The organism is Palleronia sp. LCG004 (assembly GCF_032931615.1).
In the GTDB taxonomy this organism is placed as follows: domain Bacteria; phylum Pseudomonadota; class Alphaproteobacteria; order Rhodobacterales; family Rhodobacteraceae; genus Palleronia.
Map to the genome: position 1 here is coordinate 1,513,210 of NZ_CP136759.1, position 16,259 is coordinate 1,529,468.

The 16,259-nt window shown below is 68.5% G+C and carries 14 protein-coding genes; 8 read left to right on the top strand and 6 right to left on the bottom strand.

What is annotated here, in order from left to right:
* Positions 1-22 precede the first annotated feature (22 nt).
* The gene (locus tag RVY76_RS07265; protein WP_317373215.1) at positions 23-1,867 is read right to left on the bottom strand and encodes an ABC transporter ATP-binding protein/permease; all 1,845 of its coding nucleotides are present in this window, start codon (positions 1,865-1,867) and stop codon (positions 23-25) included.
* Positions 1,864-3,618, bottom strand: coding sequence for a LysM peptidoglycan-binding domain-containing protein (locus RVY76_RS07270; protein ID WP_317373216.1), 1,755 nt, complete (start codon positions 3,616-3,618; stop codon positions 1,864-1,866). Before RVY76_RS07270 ends, RVY76_RS07265 begins: the two co-directional genes overlap by 4 nt.
* Positions 3,619-3,754: 136 nt before the next feature.
* Here RVY76_RS07270 and RVY76_RS07275 point away from each other — a divergent pair, with 136 nt between their 5' ends.
* On the top strand, positions 3,755-4,330 hold the full coding sequence (locus RVY76_RS07275; protein ID WP_317373217.1) for a TIGR00730 family Rossman fold protein: 576 nt from the start codon (positions 3,755-3,757) through the stop codon (positions 4,328-4,330).
* Here RVY76_RS07275 and rarD read toward each other — a convergent pair.
* Together rarD and RVY76_RS07285 are read right to left on the bottom strand one after the other, a co-directional pair.
* Positions 4,252-5,157 carry an EamA family transporter RarD gene (rarD, locus tag RVY76_RS07280; protein ID WP_317373218.1) on the bottom strand — a complete coding sequence of 302 codons (906 nt, stop codon included), beginning with the start codon at positions 5,155-5,157 and terminating at the stop codon, positions 4,252-4,254. The two genes, RVY76_RS07275 and rarD, sit on opposite strands and share 79 nt — an antisense overlap.
* Positions 5,154-6,005, bottom strand: a complete 852-nt coding sequence (locus RVY76_RS07285) for a divergent polysaccharide deacetylase family protein (protein WP_317373219.1) — start codon at positions 6,003-6,005, stop codon at positions 5,154-5,156. Before RVY76_RS07285 ends, rarD begins: the two co-directional genes overlap by 4 nt.
* A gap of 137 nt (positions 6,006-6,142) precedes the next feature.
* Between RVY76_RS07285 and RVY76_RS07290 the strand changes: the two genes are divergently transcribed.
* Together RVY76_RS07290 and trpD are read left to right on the top strand one after the other, a co-directional pair.
* Positions 6,143-6,724: an aminodeoxychorismate/anthranilate synthase component II gene (locus RVY76_RS07290; protein ID WP_317373220.1), complete on the top strand. Its 582-nt coding sequence runs from the start codon at positions 6,143-6,145 to the stop codon at positions 6,722-6,724.
* On the top strand, positions 6,721-7,740 hold the full coding sequence (gene trpD / locus RVY76_RS07295; protein ID WP_317373221.1) for an anthranilate phosphoribosyltransferase: 1,020 nt from the start codon (positions 6,721-6,723) through the stop codon (positions 7,738-7,740). The genes RVY76_RS07290 and trpD overlap by 4 nt, the downstream gene beginning before the upstream one ends.
* Before the next feature lie 2 nt (positions 7,741-7,742).
* Here the strand turns inward: trpD and RVY76_RS07300 are convergent, their stop codons facing one another.
* A complete protein-coding gene (locus RVY76_RS07300; RefSeq protein WP_317373222.1) occupies positions 7,743-9,260 on the bottom strand; it encodes an NAD(P)H-hydrate dehydratase in 1,518 nt (505 codons plus the stop codon).
* Positions 9,261-9,425: 165 nt separating this feature from the next.
* Here RVY76_RS07300 and RVY76_RS07305 point away from each other — a divergent pair, with 165 nt between their 5' ends.
* From RVY76_RS07305 to RVY76_RS07315, 3 genes are all read left to right on the top strand, one after another.
* Complete coding sequence (locus tag RVY76_RS07305) at positions 9,426-9,764, top strand: P-II family nitrogen regulator (RefSeq protein WP_317373223.1); 339 nt, start codon at positions 9,426-9,428, stop codon at positions 9,762-9,764.
* Between the two features lie 43 nt (positions 9,765-9,807).
* On the top strand, positions 9,808-11,214 hold the full coding sequence (glnA, locus tag RVY76_RS07310; RefSeq protein WP_317373224.1) for a type I glutamate--ammonia ligase: 1,407 nt from the start codon (positions 9,808-9,810) through the stop codon (positions 11,212-11,214).
* A gap of 314 nt (positions 11,215-11,528) precedes the next feature.
* The gene (locus RVY76_RS07315; protein WP_317373225.1) at positions 11,529-11,987 is read left to right on the top strand and encodes a hypothetical protein; all 459 of its coding nucleotides are present in this window, start codon (positions 11,529-11,531) and stop codon (positions 11,985-11,987) included.
* A 111-nt stretch (positions 11,988-12,098) separates the two neighbouring features.
* Here RVY76_RS07315 and RVY76_RS07320 read toward each other — a convergent pair whose 3' ends face one another.
* Complete coding sequence (locus RVY76_RS07320; RefSeq protein WP_317373226.1) at positions 12,099-12,878, bottom strand: SDR family oxidoreductase; 780 nt, start codon at positions 12,876-12,878, stop codon at positions 12,099-12,101.
* A gap of 128 nt (positions 12,879-13,006) precedes the next feature.
* Here RVY76_RS07320 and RVY76_RS07325 point away from each other — a divergent pair, with 128 nt between their 5' ends.
* Together RVY76_RS07325 and RVY76_RS07330 are read left to right on the top strand one after the other, a co-directional pair.
* On the top strand, positions 13,007-14,614 hold the full coding sequence (locus RVY76_RS07325; RefSeq protein WP_317373227.1) for a peptide chain release factor 3: 1,608 nt from the start codon (positions 13,007-13,009) through the stop codon (positions 14,612-14,614).
* Positions 14,615-14,768: 154 nt separating this feature from the next.
* Positions 14,769-16,259: a DEAD/DEAH box helicase gene (locus tag RVY76_RS07330; RefSeq protein ID WP_317373228.1), complete on the top strand. Its 1,491-nt coding sequence runs from the start codon at positions 14,769-14,771 to the stop codon at positions 16,257-16,259.

The following is a 16,259-nucleotide window of genomic DNA, read 5'->3' on the forward strand; positions in this document are numbered from 1 at the left end:
CGGCTGCGATGCTTTCAGGCGCTCAGGCGGCGACGCTGTCGTCGGAGAGCTGACGTCGCCAGAGAGCGGCGTAGCGCCCGTCTCTCGCCAGCAGGGCCGCGTGGCGGCCACGCTCGACGATGCGGCCGGCCTCGAGGACGACGATCTCGTCGGCATCGGCGATGGTCGAGAGGCGGTGCGCGATCACGAGGGAGGTGCGGCCGCGGCCCAAGAGCTTCAACTCGCTCTGGATCGAGCGTTCCGTTTCGGTGTCGAGAGCGCTCGTCGCCTCGTCGAGAAGCAGGATCGGCGGGTCCTTGAGGAGCGTGCGGGCGATGCCCACGCGCTGCTTCTCGCCGCCCGAGAGCTTGAGCCCGCGCTCGCCCACGCGGGTGGCGTAGCCCTGGGGCAGGCTCTGGATGAAATCGTGGATCCGCGCGGCGCGGGCGGCGGCCTCGATCTCCTCGCGCGAGGCGTCGGGGCGGCCATAGGCGATGTTGTAGAGGATCGTGTCGTTGAAAAGCACGGTATCCTGCGGCACGACGCCGATCTGGGCGTGCAGGCTCTGCTGCGTCACGTCGCGCACGTCCTGGCCGTCAATGCGGATGGCACCGCCATCCACATCGTAGAAGCGGAAGAGCAGCCGCCCGATCGTGGACTTGCCCGACCCCGAAGACCCGACGATCGCCGTGGTGCCGCCGCCCTTGACCACCAGGTCCACCCCGCCCAGCACGCGGCGCTCGGGATCGTAGCCGAAAAGCACGCCGTCGAAGCGCACCTCGCCCTTGTCCACGACGATGTCGGGCGCGCCGGGCTTGTCCTGCACCTCGGGCGGGCGTTCGAGAAGGCCGAACATCTGCGCCATGTCGATCAGCGACTGGCGGATCTCGCGGTAGACCGTGCCGAGGAAGTTCAGCGGCATGGTGATCTGGATCATGTAGGAATTGACGAGGACGAAATCGCCCACCGTCAGCGCGCCGGACTGCACGCCCATCGCGGCCATGACCATGACGCCCACGAGGCCCGCGGTGATGAGCAGCGATTGCCCGAAATTGAGGAAGGCCAGCGAATACGAGGTCTTGAGAGAGGCCGCGACGTAGCGGCCCATCGCGTGGTCGTAGCGTTCGGCCTCGCGCGCCTCGGCCCCGAAATACTTGACCGTCTCGTAATTGAGGAGGCTGTCGATCGCCTTCTGGTTGGCGTCGGTATCCTCGGCGTTCATCTCGCGCCGGATCTTCACCCGCCACTCTGTGACGGCGAAGGTGAACCAGATATAGGCCGCGATCGTCACGGCCACGACGACGAGATACCAGATGTCGAACATCCAGGCGAGGATCACCCCGATCATCAGCAGTTCGAGGATGAGCGGGCCGATCGAGAAGAGCAGGAAGCGCAGCAGGAATTCCACGCCCTTGACGCCGCGCTCGACGATGCGGCTGAGCCCGCCGGTCTTGCGTTCGATGTGATAGGCGAGGCTGAGCCGGTGGATATGGGTGAAGGTCTCGAGCGCGAGGGTACGCAGCGCGCGTTGCCCGACCGCGGCGAAGACGGCGTCGCGCAGCTGCTGGAAGCCCACATTGCCGAGCCGCGTGATCCCGTAGGCCACGGTGAGGCCGACCGCCCCCGCACCCAGCATCCACGCCGCCGGCTGCCCCTCGCCCGCGAGCGCGTCGACCGCCGCCTTGTAGAAAAGCGGCGTGATCACCGCGATGACCTTGGCCACCATGAGCGCCGCGAGCGCGATCACCACGCGGCGTTTCACCCATGGCTCGTCCGCGGGCCAGAGATAGGGCAGGACGCGCGCGATGACGCCGAGGCCCGTGGCCTCGGGCGCGTCGTTGCCCGGGGCGTCGTCCTGCCCCGTTCCTCGCGCGTGATGCGGGCTCATCGGGGGACCGTCAGGACCTGACCGGGATAGATGAGGTCGGGGTCGCGGATCTTGTCGGCATTGGCCTCGAAGACGCGCATATAGGCGAAACCGTCGCCGTAATTCGCGTCGGCGATGCGCCAGAGGGTCAGGCCCGGCTGCACCGTGACGAGGATGAGCGCGCCGTCCTCGGCAACCTCGGCCAGACGGGCGAGTGCCTCGGGCGTCTCGGGCATGATCGGCGTCTCGGCCTCGGCGCTGAGGTCGCCGTCGGCGTCGATCGCCTCGACCCGCAGCGTGTGGATCCGCGATCCGAGCTGCGGCAGGTCGACCTGCCAGCTTCCGTCCGGACCGATGCTGGGGGCCTCGATCGGGCGGTCGTCGACATAGACGCGGATCTCGTCGCCGGGGCCGGAGCGGCCGCCGAGAGAGGCCTGGCCGTCCTCGTCGTAGGAAAACGTGTCGATCGAGAGCTCGGCCATCACGGCGGGCGCGGAGCCGACCGGCCCGATCGGCGCGGCATCCTCGATGAAGATCCCCGGCAGGAGGGGCGGCACACCCGCGATCTGCGGTTGCCCGCCACCTGAGGCGGGCGCGTCCGCGGCGAGATCGCCCGTCGGGGCGGCGGCTTCGGGGCCGGACGGGTCGGGCATGGCGGGGGCCGCGATCAGCGCGGTTGCTGGTCCCGTCGCGGGGGGGGCTTCGGGGCTGTCTTCGGTGTCTTGCGCGGCATCGGTGATGGATGCGCCGTCCGGGGCGGGTGCCGCATCGACCGGTTCGGGCGCGGCTGCGGCTGTGTCGTCGGAGGTCGTGACGGTCTCGCCGGACGCCATCGCGGGGATCGGATCGGGGATGTCCGGCGCGTCCTCCGGCCCGGGTGTCGGGTCGGGCATCGGCGGCGGGCTCGCCCCGGCGAGGTTCGGGGCGGTCGCGGGCTCGGCCTCAGGGTCGGCCGGAGGTGCGGGCACGAGGCGCGCGGCGGGCGGGTCGAGATCGACCTCCATGCGCGAGACGGCGAGATCGGGCGCGGAGGAGCCCTGCCCCGGTTCGTCCGGCGCATTGGGTCGCGAAGGCCCAGTCACCTCGCGCCCGGCGGCGGAGAGGTCGTCGTCCATGTCCGCCGCAGGGGCGGACGGGTCATCGTCGTTTGTGGGGGCAGACGGCTCATCGTCGCTTGCAGGGACAGGCAGGCCATCGGACGGCTCGTCGTCGCGCGCATCGGCGGGCGGGGCTTGCGCGGGTTCGTCGTCGTCCGCCGCCGCGGCGGTGTCGTCGTCCGCCGCCGCGGCGGTGTCATCGGCTTGCGAGGCAGGTTCCCCGGAGGGTTGCGGCTCCGGCGCGGGCGTGTCGTCTGTCGTCGAGGTCTCCGGCTGGGCCGGGGTCTCGACGGGGGGGACGGAAGCGGGTGGCGTCGCGGGCTCCGCCGTGTCCGTGGCCGTGGGGGTGCCGTCGGCGGCCGACAGCGGCTCCGGGGCGGGCGCGGCTGTGTCCTCGGCCGCCGAGGTGTCGGAAGCGGATGGCGTCGCGGGCTCGTCCTGCCGGTCCGGCACGTCGTTGGGCGCATCGGTGGTGTCGGTCGCGGCGGTCGTCCCGGCTTCGGCGGGCTCCGGCGGCGCGGCCTGTCCGGACGGAGCGGTCGCGCGATCGGCGACCGCCACGACCGGCGGATCGCCTTGCGTGGAACGCAGGACGAGCGCCACGCCAAGCGAGAGCGCGATCGCCGAAGCCCCGCCCAACAAGGTGCGCATCCAAGCCGCAGAGCCGTCCGCCATGAAATCCGTTCCCGTTGTCCCGTGGACCGCGCCCCCCGCGATCCGTGACGCGGCGGGCATCGCCCCGATCGATGCTTGCCGAAAGAATTGCGCGACCTTAGCAACACCCTCGCAGGACGTCAAAACGAGGATCGCCATGACCGACACTCCAGCCATCTGCGTCTATTGCGGTTCGCGCGACGGGACCGATCCGGCCTACGCGGCCGAAGCCGAGGCGCTGGGGCGCGGCCTTGCGGAGCGGGGCTGGCAGCTCGTCTACGGGGCGGGCGATGTCGGGTTGATGGGCCGCGTGGCGCGCGCCGCGCAGGCCGCGGGCGGCGAGACGATGGGCGTGATCCCGACGCATCTGCTCGATCTCGAGGTCGGCAAGCGGGACCTGACCCGGTTCGTCGTGACCGAGACCATGCACGAGCGCAAGAAGGTCATGTTCATGAACGCGCATGCCGTCGTGGTGCTGCCGGGGGGTGCCGGATCGCTCGACGAGTTCTTCGAGGTGCTGACATGGCGGCAGCTGGGCCTGCACGACAAGCCCATCCTCCTCGTCAATGTGGGCGGGTTCTGGGACCCGCTGATCGCGCTGATCGACCGGGTGATCGACGAGGGCTTCGCGGCCGGCAGCCTCGCGGGCTTCGTTCAGGCGGTGCCCGATGCGGAGGCCGCCCTGTCGCGCCTTGGCGACCTTCTCGAGGCGCGCACCAGCGCCACGGAATAGAGGGCGACCGCGCTCCAGATCAGGGGGAAGGCGATCGCGTGCCAGCGCGTGAACGGCTCGGAGAAGAGGACCGTGCCGCAGAGGAATTGCAGCGTCGGGTTGACGTAGAACAGGATCCCGAGCGTCGCGGAGGTGAGCTTCTTCGCGGCGAAGCTGAAGAGGACCAGCGGCAGAGCGGTAAGCGGCCCGGTCGAAATGAGCAGGATCGTGGTCGGCCAGTCGATGAAGATCCCCGCGCCGTCGTGCCAGAGAATCCAGAGAAGCGCGACGGGCAGCATGAGGAGCGTCTCGGCCGTGACGCTGACGAGCGGATGCGCCGCGATCCCGCGCTTGAGCGCGCCGTAGGTCGCGAAGGTCATGGCGAGCAGCAGGCTGATCCAGGGCGCGGCCCCGAGACCGATCGTCAGGACCAGCACGCCCAGCGTCGCGACCCCGACGGCGAGGATCTGCGTCCGGGCGGGCCGCTCGCCGAAGAGGACGACGCCGAAGAGCACGGCGATGAGGGGATAGATGTAGTAGCCGAGGCTCGATTCCACGAGATGACCGAGCTGCGCGGCAAAGACGAAGATGGTCCAGTTGACGCCGATCATCAGGGCGGCGGCCAGCAGGACGAGAACCCGGCGCGGGGAGGAAACCGCGATACGGAGTTCGGTGCCGCGGTGCTGCATGCCCACGAGCGGCAGGAAGAAGACGACGGACCAGAGCACGCGATGCGCCATGACGTCGCCCGCCGGCACGTGGTCGAGAATGCGGTAGAGGATCGGCGACAGGCCCCAGATCGTGCAGGCCGCGACGAGCGCGAGAATGCCACCGGTGCGCGCGGTCATGGCAGGTCTCCGATCAGGCGCATCGCGGCTGTGAGCGGCGCGAAGCGCGTGCCGTCGGGCAGCCGCGCCCCGCCGAGCGCCGCGAGCGTTTCCGGGCGGTTCGCCACGATCAGGATGCGCGCGTCGTCGGGGCCGAGCGCGGCGGTGGCCCGGTCGAGGGCGCGTTCGACATCCGCGCGCGTCGCGTCGGGGTCGCCGATCCCGGCCGAGGCGGTCGCGCTGGGAAGGCCGCGCGACCGCGCGATCGGCCCCGCGAGATCGAGCCCGTCCGCCCGGCCGAGCACGCCGTGGCCGGTTTCGGCCAGACGTCCGATCAGGGTCGAGAGCGCCCCGCGATCGGCGCTCGTGACGGGGTCCGGCAGGATGGCGACCGCGCCCCCGACGAGATGAAGGCTCGCCTGCAGGCCCTGCTCGATATCCTGGGGGGTGCCGTTCGGCGGGATCGACGGGATGACCAGCACCTCGTAGTCCCGCGCGCGGTAGGTCGCGGCGCGCGTGGCGATATCGGGCCGCGCCGGGTCGAGCGCGACCGAGAGCGGCATCTGCAGATCGACGGGATCGCCGTCCGTATCGACGATCACGACCGACAGGATCGCGCCCTCCTCCTCGAAGGGCACGGCGTTCCGGGCGAAGGCGCCCTGCATCCCGGCGTCGGGACGCGAGGTTCCCCGGCGGACGGGCGGCAGGTCCGGGGCTTGCGGTGGCAGGGCAGGCTCGGGTGCCGAACCTTCGGGCAGGATCTGCGGCAGGCGGTCCGTCCGCACGCCGTCGGTCTGGGCCGGGGCGAGATGCGGCGCGCAGGCGAGCGTGAGGCCGAGCACGATCCGTGCGACGATGCGAGATGCCAAAGCGGTTCCCCCGAGGGCCGCGACCGCCGCAGCCGTTACTTGACGCTTGCCCGCACCTTCGCACATGTAGGACGCGATCCCGGGACGGGCCCCGCCCCGGTATGCGCCCCACCGCCCCGAAGCGAAAGGCCCCCGAGGTGATTCTTCTCATAGACAATTACGACAGCTTCACCTGGAATCTCGTCCATTACCTGGGCGAGCTCGGCGCGCGGATCGAGGTCAGGCGCAACGACGCGCTGAGCGTCGAGGAGGCGATGGAGATGCGCCCCGAGGCGATCGTGCTGTCGCCCGGCCCCTGCGATCCCGACCGGGCGGGGATCTGCCTCGACCTCATCGACGCGGCGGCGCGGGCGCGTCTGCCGCTGCTGGGCGTCTGCCTGGGGCACCAGGCGATCGGCCAGGCCTTCGGCGGCCGCGTCGTGCGCCACGACAAGATCGTCCACGGCAAGGTCGACGAGATGCGCCACGAGGGGGCCAGCGTCTTTGCCGGGCTGCCCGACCCGCTGAAGGCCACGCGCTATCACTCGCTGGTGGTCGAACGCGCGAGCCTGCCGGACGCGTTGCAGGTGACCGCGGCCCTTGCCGACGGCACGATCATGGGCCTCGCCCACCGGGACCTTCCTATCCACGGCGTGCAGTTCCACCCCGAATCGATCCGCTCGGATCACGGGCACGACATGCTGCGGAATTTCCTCGACCTCGTGGCGGTGCCGGCATGAGCACGGATCTGAAGCCCCTGATCGCGAGCGCCGTCGAACGGCCCCTGACCCGTGCCGAGGCCGAGACGGCGTTCGGCCTGCTCTTTGACGGGCAGGCCACGCCCAGCCAGATCGGCGGGTTCCTGATGACGCTGCGGACGCGCGGCGAGTCGGTCGCGGAATACGCCGCCGCGGCCAGCGCGATGCGCGCGCGCTGCAAGAAGGTGCGCGCGCCCGAGGGGGCGATGGACATCGTGGGAACGGGGGGCGACGGGAAGGGCACGCTCAACATCTCGACCGCGACGGCCTTCGTGGTGGCGGGCGCGGGCGTGCCCGTCGCCAAGCACGGCAATCGCAACCTGTCGTCGAAATCGGGGGCGGCAGACGCGATCGGGCAGATGGGGATCGACGTGATGGTCGGCCCCGAGATGGTCGAGCGCGCGCTGGCCGAGGTCGGGATCGGCTTCATGATGGCCCCGATGCACCATCCGGCGACCGCGCATGTCATGCCCGCGCGCACCGAGCTCGGGACGCGGACGATCTTCAACATCCTGGGGCCGCTGACCAACCCCGCCTCGGTCGCCTACCAGCTGACCGGGGCGTTTTCGGCCGAGGTGCTGCGCCCGATGGCCGAAACGCTGGGCGAGCTCGGATCGCGGCGGGCCTGGCTGGTCCATGGCGGCGACGGGACCGACGAGATCTCCATCGCGCTGCCCACGCGGGTCGCGATGCTCGACAACGGCGAGGTCACCGAGACCGAGATCGCCCCCGAGGATGCGGGCCTGCCGCGCCATCCGTTCGAGGCGATCCTGGGCGGCAGCCCGGCGGAGAACGGCCGCGCCTTCCGCGCGCTTCTGGGCGGCGAGGCGGGGGCCTACCGCGATGCGGTGCTGCTCAATTCCGCCGCCGCGCTGGTCGTGGCGGGCAAGGCGCCGGACCTCGTCTCGGGGGTGGCGATGGCGGTCGAAAGCATCGATTCCGGTGCCGCGATGGCCAAGGTCGAGGGGCTGGCGCGGGTCTCGCCCCTCAGACGCTGAGCTCAGACCCCGAGATCGGCGAGGACGCGCGGCAGCATGTCGGGCAGATCCTCGGCGATGAGGCCGGGCCCGAAGGCGCGCGCGGCCCCGGCATGCAGCCATGCGCCCGTCGCCGCCGCGTCGGGCGGCGCGACCCCGCGCGCCAGAAGGCCCGCCACGATGCCCGACAGCACATCGCCCGCCCCGGCGGTGGCGAGCCATGGAACGGCTTCCCCCCCGGTCGCCGCGTTGACGCGGACCTTGCCCGAGGGGTCGGCCACCACCGTGGCGGCCCCTTTCAGCAGGATCGTCGCGCCGATCCCGTCCGCCGCCGCGAGGGCCGCGTCGATCGCCGAGAAGGCCGGGCCGGAGGTCGCGGGGGCATCGAGCCCGCGGGCCTGATCGGGAAAGAGGCGCGCGAATTCACCCATATGCGGGGTCAGCACGCATCTGTCGTGGACGCGCGCGCGCAGCGACGGATCGCGCGCGATGAGGCTGAGCGCGTCGGCGTCGAGCAGCGTCGCGCGCCCCGCCTCGAGCGTCGCCCGGACCAGCGCCGCGGCACGGTCGTCGAGGCCAAGCCCGGGACCGAGGAGAAGCGCATTGAGCCTGTCGTCCTCCAGCCGCGCGGTAAGGGCATCGGCATCGTCGATCCGGGCGAGCATGATCGCGTCGAGATGGCCCGCATTCTCGATCAGGGCGGCGGGCGGCACGCCGAGCGTGACGAGGCCCGCACCGATGCGCAGGGCGGCGCGGGCCCCCATCCGCGCGGCCCCGCCCCGGCCGACGCCGCCCGCAAGCACCATCAGATGACCGTGATCGAACTTGTGCGCGTCCGCGCGCTTGCGCAAGCGCGCGGGATCGGGCCCTTCGGTCCGGCGCGCGATGGAGGGGTCTTCGGTGCCGTCGAGGCCGATATCCACCACCACGACCCGCCCGCAATGATCCGGCCCCGAGGCGAGGACGTGGCCGCGTTTCGGCGCATGGAAGGCGAAGGTCAGATCGGCACGTATGGCGAAGGGCCCCTGCCCCCGTCCGGATGTCAGCACGCGGCCGCTATCGGCGCAGATCCCGCTCGGCAGATCGAGCGCGACGGTGAGCGCGCGGGCGTCGTTCACGCGGGCGAAGAGGTCGGAAAGCCCCTCGACCGGACGGCCGAGGCCCGTGCCGAACAGCGCGTCGACGATGAGATCGCAGCGCGGATCGAGCGGCGCGTCGATCGGCCGGACGACCCCCTCCCATCGCGCGGCGTTGGCGCGGGCATCGCCCGAAAGCGCGGAGAGCCCGGCCATCGCGTGCACCGCGACGTCCCAGCCGCGGGCGCGCAGATGCCGCGCGACGACGTAGCCGTCGCCGCCATTGTTGCCGGGCCCGCAGAGGACGACCGCCCGCCCCGGGCGCAGATCCGGCCGGGCGAGGCGCAGCGCATCGACCACCCCGCGGCCGGCACGCTCCATGAGGTCGGCCCCGCTCGCCCTGCCGCTTTCCATGGCATCGCGTTCGATTTCGCGCATTTGCGCGGCACTCAGGAGAAGGGTCATCGCGCACCTTTCAGAAAAAGCCCGTTACGGATGCACATTGCACATAGATTGAGCAGCGCTTACGAGTCTCGCCAAGCGACCCGCTTGCGTCCATGCTAACCAATTGAGACCTGACGCGGGAAGTGGTCTCACCCCACAGACAAGACTCCGGGAGGAATCGACCCCATGAAGAAGATCGAGGCGATCATCAAACCCTTCAAGCTCGACGAGGTGAAGGAGGCGCTTCAGGAAGCCGGGGTTCAGGGCCTCAGCGTGCTCGAGGTCAAGGGCTTCGGCCGCCAGAAGGGACACACCGAACTCTATCGCGGCGCGGAATACGTCGTGGACTTCCTGCCGAAGGTAAAGATCGAGGTCGTGCTCGAGGACAGCCAGGTCGACCAGGCGGTCGAGGCGATCGTCGCGGCCGCGAAGACCGACAAGATCGGCGACGGCAAGATCTTCGTCACGCCAGTCGAACAGATCATCCGCATCCGCACCGGCGAGACCGGTCCGGACGCGCTTTGAACGTCGAGACGACACACACTCACTGAAAGGAAAGTTTGCTTCCATGGACACCAAGGAACTGATCCAGAAGATCCAGGACGAGGATATCGAGTACGTCGACATCCGCTTCACCGATCCGCGCGGCAAGCTCCAGCACGTCACGGTGATCCGCGACGAGATCGACGAGGACTTCTTCGAGGAAGGCTTCATGTTCGACGGGTCGTCGATCGCGGGCTGGAAGTCGATCGAGCAGTCCGACATGAAACTGATGCCCGATCCGTCCTCGGCCTATATCGATCCGTTCTACGCCGAGAAGACGATCTGCGTGCATTGCACCGTGCTCGAGCCCGACACCAACGAACGCTACGAGCGCGACCCGCGCGCGACGGCGAAGAACGCCGAGGAATACCTCCGCTCCACGGGCATCGGCGACACCGCCTATATGGGCCCCGAGGCCGAGTTCTTCCTGTTCGACAACGTCCGCTACTCCACCTCGATGAACAAGGTGAGCTTCGAGGTCGACGCGCAGGACGCCTCGTGGAACACCGACGCCGAGTTCGAGATGGGCAACATGGGCCATCGTCCGGGCGTCAAGGGCGGCTATTTCCCGGTCAACCCGACCGACGACGCGCATGACCTGCGCTCGGAAATGCTCTCGACCATGAAGCGCATGGGCATGAAGGTCGACAAGCACCACCACGAGGTGGCGTCCTGTCAGCACGAGCTCGGTCTCATCTTCTCGACCCTGACCGAGCAGGCCGACAACCTGCAGAAGTACAAGTACGTCATCCACAACGTCGCCAATGCCTACGGCAAGTCGGCGACCTTCATGCCCAAGCCCATCTCGGGCGACAACGGCACGGGGATGCACGTCAACATGTCGATCTGGAAGGACGGCAAGCCCGTCTTCGCCGGCGACAAGTACGCCGACCTCAGCGACGAGGCCCTGTTCTTCATCGGCGGCATCCTCAAGCATGCCAAGGCGCTCAATGCGTTCACGAATCCGACGACGAACAGCTACAAGCGTCTCATCCCCGGCTTCGAGGCCCCCGTGCTGCGCGCCTATTCGGCCCGCAACCGGTCTGGCTGCGTGCGGATCCCGTGGGCCGAAAGCCCGAAGGCCAAGCGCGTCGAGGCCCGCTTCCCCGACCCGGCGGCGAACCCCTATCTCGCCTTCGCGGCGCTCCTGATGGCGGGCATCGACGGGATCAAGAACAAGATCCATCCGGGCGAGGCGATGGACAAGGACCTCTACGACCTGCCGCCCGAAGAGCTCGAGGGCATCCCGACCGTCTGCGCGAGCCTTCGCGAAGCGCTCGAGGAACTCGAGAAGGACATGGACTTCCTCACCGCGGGCGACGTGTTCACCAAGGACCAGATCAAGGGCTACATGGATCTGAAGTGGGAAGAGGTGTTCGCCTACGAGCATTGCCCGCATCCGATCGAGTACAAGCTCTACTACAGCTGCTGATCCGGGTCCGGAAATCCGAGAGAACCGAAAGGGGGCGTCCGTTGGACGCCCCCTTTTCGCGTTGGCGACGGCGTCGGCGCGCATCGGCCATTCGGTCAGGTTTCAACGCATCCGCTTCGATGCTACCATAGCATCGAATAATTTTTTTTAGCCTGCCGCATCGTAGTTTTCAGTTTTGACAGACGAGAATCGCCCGGCTTTGCCCCAGGGCAACCGCAAGTTGGCGACGGCGTTCGAACTACGTCATTTTTCTGCCAGTTTTGGCGAAGAATGTTTCCTTCTGCTGATCCGATACCCCAACTGATGAGGAAACAATGAACAACTTGATTACAACCGTTGCCGCAACATTGAGATTTCGTCAGGCCGACGCGCCGGATCTCTACGATCTGTCGGGCCCGGTATCGTGGTGCCTGCGCCAGGCGGATATCCGCATCATCGAACAGGAGGACGGTGTCGAGGGGGACCAGATCAGCTTCGAGACCGATCACGGAATGGTGCGCGTCGCGCGCACAGCATCGGGCAAGCATGTCGAGATGTCGATCTCGGTCGAGGCCCCGGCGCAGGACGGCGATCTGGTCGCACGGCAGATCTGCTACCAGCTGACGCGCCGCATCTCGTCGCGATACTCGCTCGTCAACATCGTGTGGCAACCGACGCGCCAGATCATGCGGCCGGCGCAATTCACCTGGGGCGCGCTGCAATCCTTCGCCCTCGGGTTCGGCGAACAGGGAGGGACGTTCCGGACACCGCATTACGGCGCGTCGATCTGCTGACACGCCGCGCGGACCGGCCTTGGCCGGCCAGTACCGGCACGCGACCTCGCACGGGCCAGCCGACCGCCGGGTAACGGTCGGGGCCCGCGCGCGACGCGTTTACCGCCGATATCACATCGACAGGTTCACCGCCCCGCCGTCGAGCAGGATGTTCTGCCCAACGATGAAGCCCGAATGCCGCGAGCAGAGGAAGGCGCAGGCCGCGCCGAATTCCTCGGGCGTGCCGTAGCGGCCCGCGGGGATCGTCGACTGACGCTGCGCGCGCGCCTCTTCCATGGTGAGGCCCTGGCTTTCGACGACGCCCTTGTCGAGGGAGGTCGCCCGGTCGGTATCGTGGATGCCGGGCAGCAGGTTGTTGATGTTGACGCCCTTGCCCGCGACCTGCCGCGCCGTGCCCGCGACATAGCCCGTCAGCCCCGCGCGCGCCGAGTTCGACAGGCCAAGCACCGCGATGGGCGATTTCACCGATTGCGAGGTGATGTTGACCACCCTGCCCCAGCCGCGGTCGATCATCGTGGGCAGGCAGGCCTTCATCAGCGCGATGGGGGCCAGCATGTTGGCGTCGAGCGCGGCGATGAAGTCGTCGCGGGTCCAGTCCGACCACTGCCCCGGCGGCGGACCGCCCGCATTCGTGACGAGGATGTCCGGCCCCGAGGCGAGATCCAGGATCCGCTCCTGCCCGTCGGTGGTGGTCACGTCGCAGGCGATCGTCTCGACCTTCACGCCGAACTCCTCGCGGATGCGCTCGGCCTCGGCCTCGAGCGCGTCGGCACCGCGCGCGTTCATCACCAGGTCGCATCCCGCCTCGGCCAGCGCGCGCGCACAGCCGAGCCCGAGCCCCTTCGACGACGCCGTGACCAGAGCGCGCTTTCCCGAAATTCCGAGATCCATTCCGTTCCCTCCCTTTGAAAGGCCAATCGTTTCGGGCCCCACCATTCCCGTTTCGACCGGGATCCGCAATCGTCGAGCGGCCGTCGCGCCCGATTGCGCCTTGCCGCGCCGGGCCCTATATCGCGTCCATGCTCGACAGATCGCACAATGCAGCGCCGCTGCCGCCCGAGATCGCCCGGCGACGGACCTTCGCCATCATCTCGCATCCCGATGCGGGCAAGACGACGCTGACCGAGAAGTTTCTTCTCTATGGCGGCGCGATCCAGATGGCGGGCCAGGTCCGCGCGAAAGGCGAGGCACGGCGCACGCGGTCGGACTTCATGCAGATGGAGAAGGACCGGGGCATCTCGGTCTCGGCCTCGGCCATGTCGTTCGATTTCGACAAGTATCGCTTCAACCTCGTCGACACGCCGGGCCACAGCGATTTCTCGGAAGACACGTACCGGACGCTGACGGCGGTCGATGCGGCCATCATGGTCATCGACGGGGCCAAGGGCGTCGAGAGCCAGACACAGAAGCTCTTCGAGGTGTGCCGCCTGCGCGACCTGCCGATCCTGACCTTCTGCAACAAGATGGACCGCGAGGCGCGCGACACGTTCGAGATCGTGGACGAGATCCAGGAAAACCTGGCGATCGACGTGACGCCCGCATCCTGGCCCATCGGCCAGGGCCGGGACTTCCTCGGCTGTTACGACATGCTGAACGATCGGCTGGAACTCATGGACCGGGCGGACCGCAACAAGGTGGCCGAGACGATCCGGCTCGACGGGCTCGACGATCCGAAGATGGCGGATCACGTGCCCGCGCATCTGCTCGCCACCCTGCGCGAGGAGGTCGAGATGGCGCGCGAGCTTCTGCCCGCGCTCGACCGGCAGGCGCTGCTCGACGGAACGATGACGCCGATCTGGTTCGGGTCGGCCATCAATTCCTTCGGGGTGCGCGAGCTCATGGACGGGATCGCGCGCTTCGGCCCCGAACCGCAGCCCTCGGCGGCGACGCCGCGCCAGATCGCCCCCGACGAGGAAAAGGTCACGGGCTTCGTCTTCAAGGTGCAGGCCAACATGGACCCCAAGCACCGCGACCGCGTGGCCTTCGTCCGCCTCTCCTCGGGGCATTTCAGGCGCGGCATGAAGCTGACCCATGTCCGCACGAAGAAGCCGATGGCCGTGTCGAATCCGGTGCTGTTCCTCGCCTCGGACCGCGAACTCGCCGAGGAGGCCTGGGCCGGCGACATCATGGGCATCCCGAATCACGGACAGCTCAGGATCGGCGACACGCTGACCGAGGGCGAGGTGCTGCGCGTCACCGGCATCCCGTCCTTCGCGCCGGAGCTTCTGCAGAATTGCCGCGCGGGCGACCCGATGAAGGCCAAGCATCTCGACAAGGCGCTGAGCCAGTTCGCCGAGGAAGGGGCCGCCAAGGTCTTCAAGCCGATGATGGGCGCGGGCTTCATCGTGGGCGTGGTGGGTGCGCTGCAATTCGAGGTGCTGGCAAGCCGGATCGAGCTCGAATACGGGCTGCCGGTGCGGTTCGAGGGGTCGCAGTTCACCTCGGCGCGCTGGGTGTCGGGGCCGGATGCGGCGGTCGACAAGTTCGTGCAGGCCAACAAGCAGCACATCGCCCACGACAACGATGGCGATCTTGTCTATCTTACGCGCCTGCAATGGGATATCGACCGCGTGGCGCGCGACTATCCCGACGTCGCGTTGACCGCGACGAAGGAGATGATGGTCTGACGACCCGCGCGGCAGACGGCCCGCCATCCGTCCAGATTGACGGAACGAGGCATTTTCTATACTGAGTTGGTCGATCGCGATGCGCGCGGTCGGATGAGGGGCGTCGAATTACCGTCCCTACACTCGTGGCAAAGCCACCAACGTACGGACATACATGACGAAATTCAGCGACCTCAAGCTGGGCCCCAAGGTTCAGAAAGCCATCGACGAAGCGGGTTACGTGACGCCCACGCCCATTCAGGCGGAGGCGATTCCCGCCGCGCTCGAAGGACGCGACGTCCTCGGCATCGCGCAGACGGGCACCGGCAAGACCGCGTCCTTCACGCTTCCGATGATCACGCAGCTCGCCCGCGGACGGGCCAAGGCGCGGATGCCGCGCAGCCTGGTCCTGGCCCCCACGCGCGAACTCGCCGCGCAGGTGGCCGAGAACTTCGACACCTATGCCAAGCACGTGAAGCTCACCAAGGCGCTGCTGATCGGCGGCGTGTCGTTCAAGGAGCAGGACGCCGCGATCGACCGTGGCGTCGACGTGCTGATCGCCACGCCCGGACGGCTTCTCGATCATTTCGAGCGTGGCAAGCTGCTGCTCAGCGACGTGAAGATCATGGTCGTGGACGAGGCCGACCGGATGCTCGACATGGGGTTCATCCCCGATATCGAACGCATCTTCTCGCTCGTGCCGTTCACGCGGCAGACGCTGTTCTTCTCGGCCACGATGGCCCCCGAGATCGAGCGCATCACCAACACGTTCCTGTCGAACCCGAAGCGGGTCGAGGTCGCGCGTCAGGCCACCGCCTCCGAGACGATCGAACAGGGCGTCATCCTCTTCAAGGGGTCGCGCAAGGACCGGCAGGCCAGCGAGAAGCGCAAGCTTCTGCGCGCCCTGATCGACCGCGAAGGCGATGCCTGCAGCAACGCGATCATCTTCTGCAACCGCAAGACGGATGTCGATATCGTCGCCAAGAGCCTTTCCAAATACGGCTATGACGCGGCCCCGATCCACGGCGATCTGGACCAGTCGCAGCGTACGCGTACGCTCGACGGGTTCCGTGCCGGATCGCTGCGGTTCCTCGTCGCGTCCGACGTCGCGGCGCGCGGGCTCGACGTGCCCGCGGTCAGCCATGTCTTCAACTTCGACGTCCCGAGCCATGCCGAGGATTACGTCCACCGGATCGGCCGGACCGGTCGCGCGGGGCGCGACGGCAAGGCCATCATGATCTGCACGCCGTCGGACGAGAAGAACCTCGAGGATGTCGAGAAGCTGCTCAAGAAGACCATCCCGCGGATCGAGAGCCCGATCGCCACGCAGGCCGAGGAAAGCCAGCCCGCCGCGACCGAGACGGCCGAAACCTCCGAGCCGCCCAAGCGCACCCGCAGCCGCCGCAGGAAGAGCGAACCGCGCGAGGAGGCCCCGGCACCCGCAGCCGCCGCGCCCGCCGAAACCCCGGTCGCGGAGCAGGTGGAGACGGCGAAAGCCGAACCTGCGGAACCTGCCGAGCCGGAGGCCCCCAGGGAAAAGCCGCAGGAGAAACCGCGCGGAGGACGCGGCCGTAGCCAACGTCAGGGCGACGACAGGATCGTCGGCATGGGCGACCACATGCCCACCTTCATCGAAAAATCCTTCGACGAACGGATGACGAGCTAG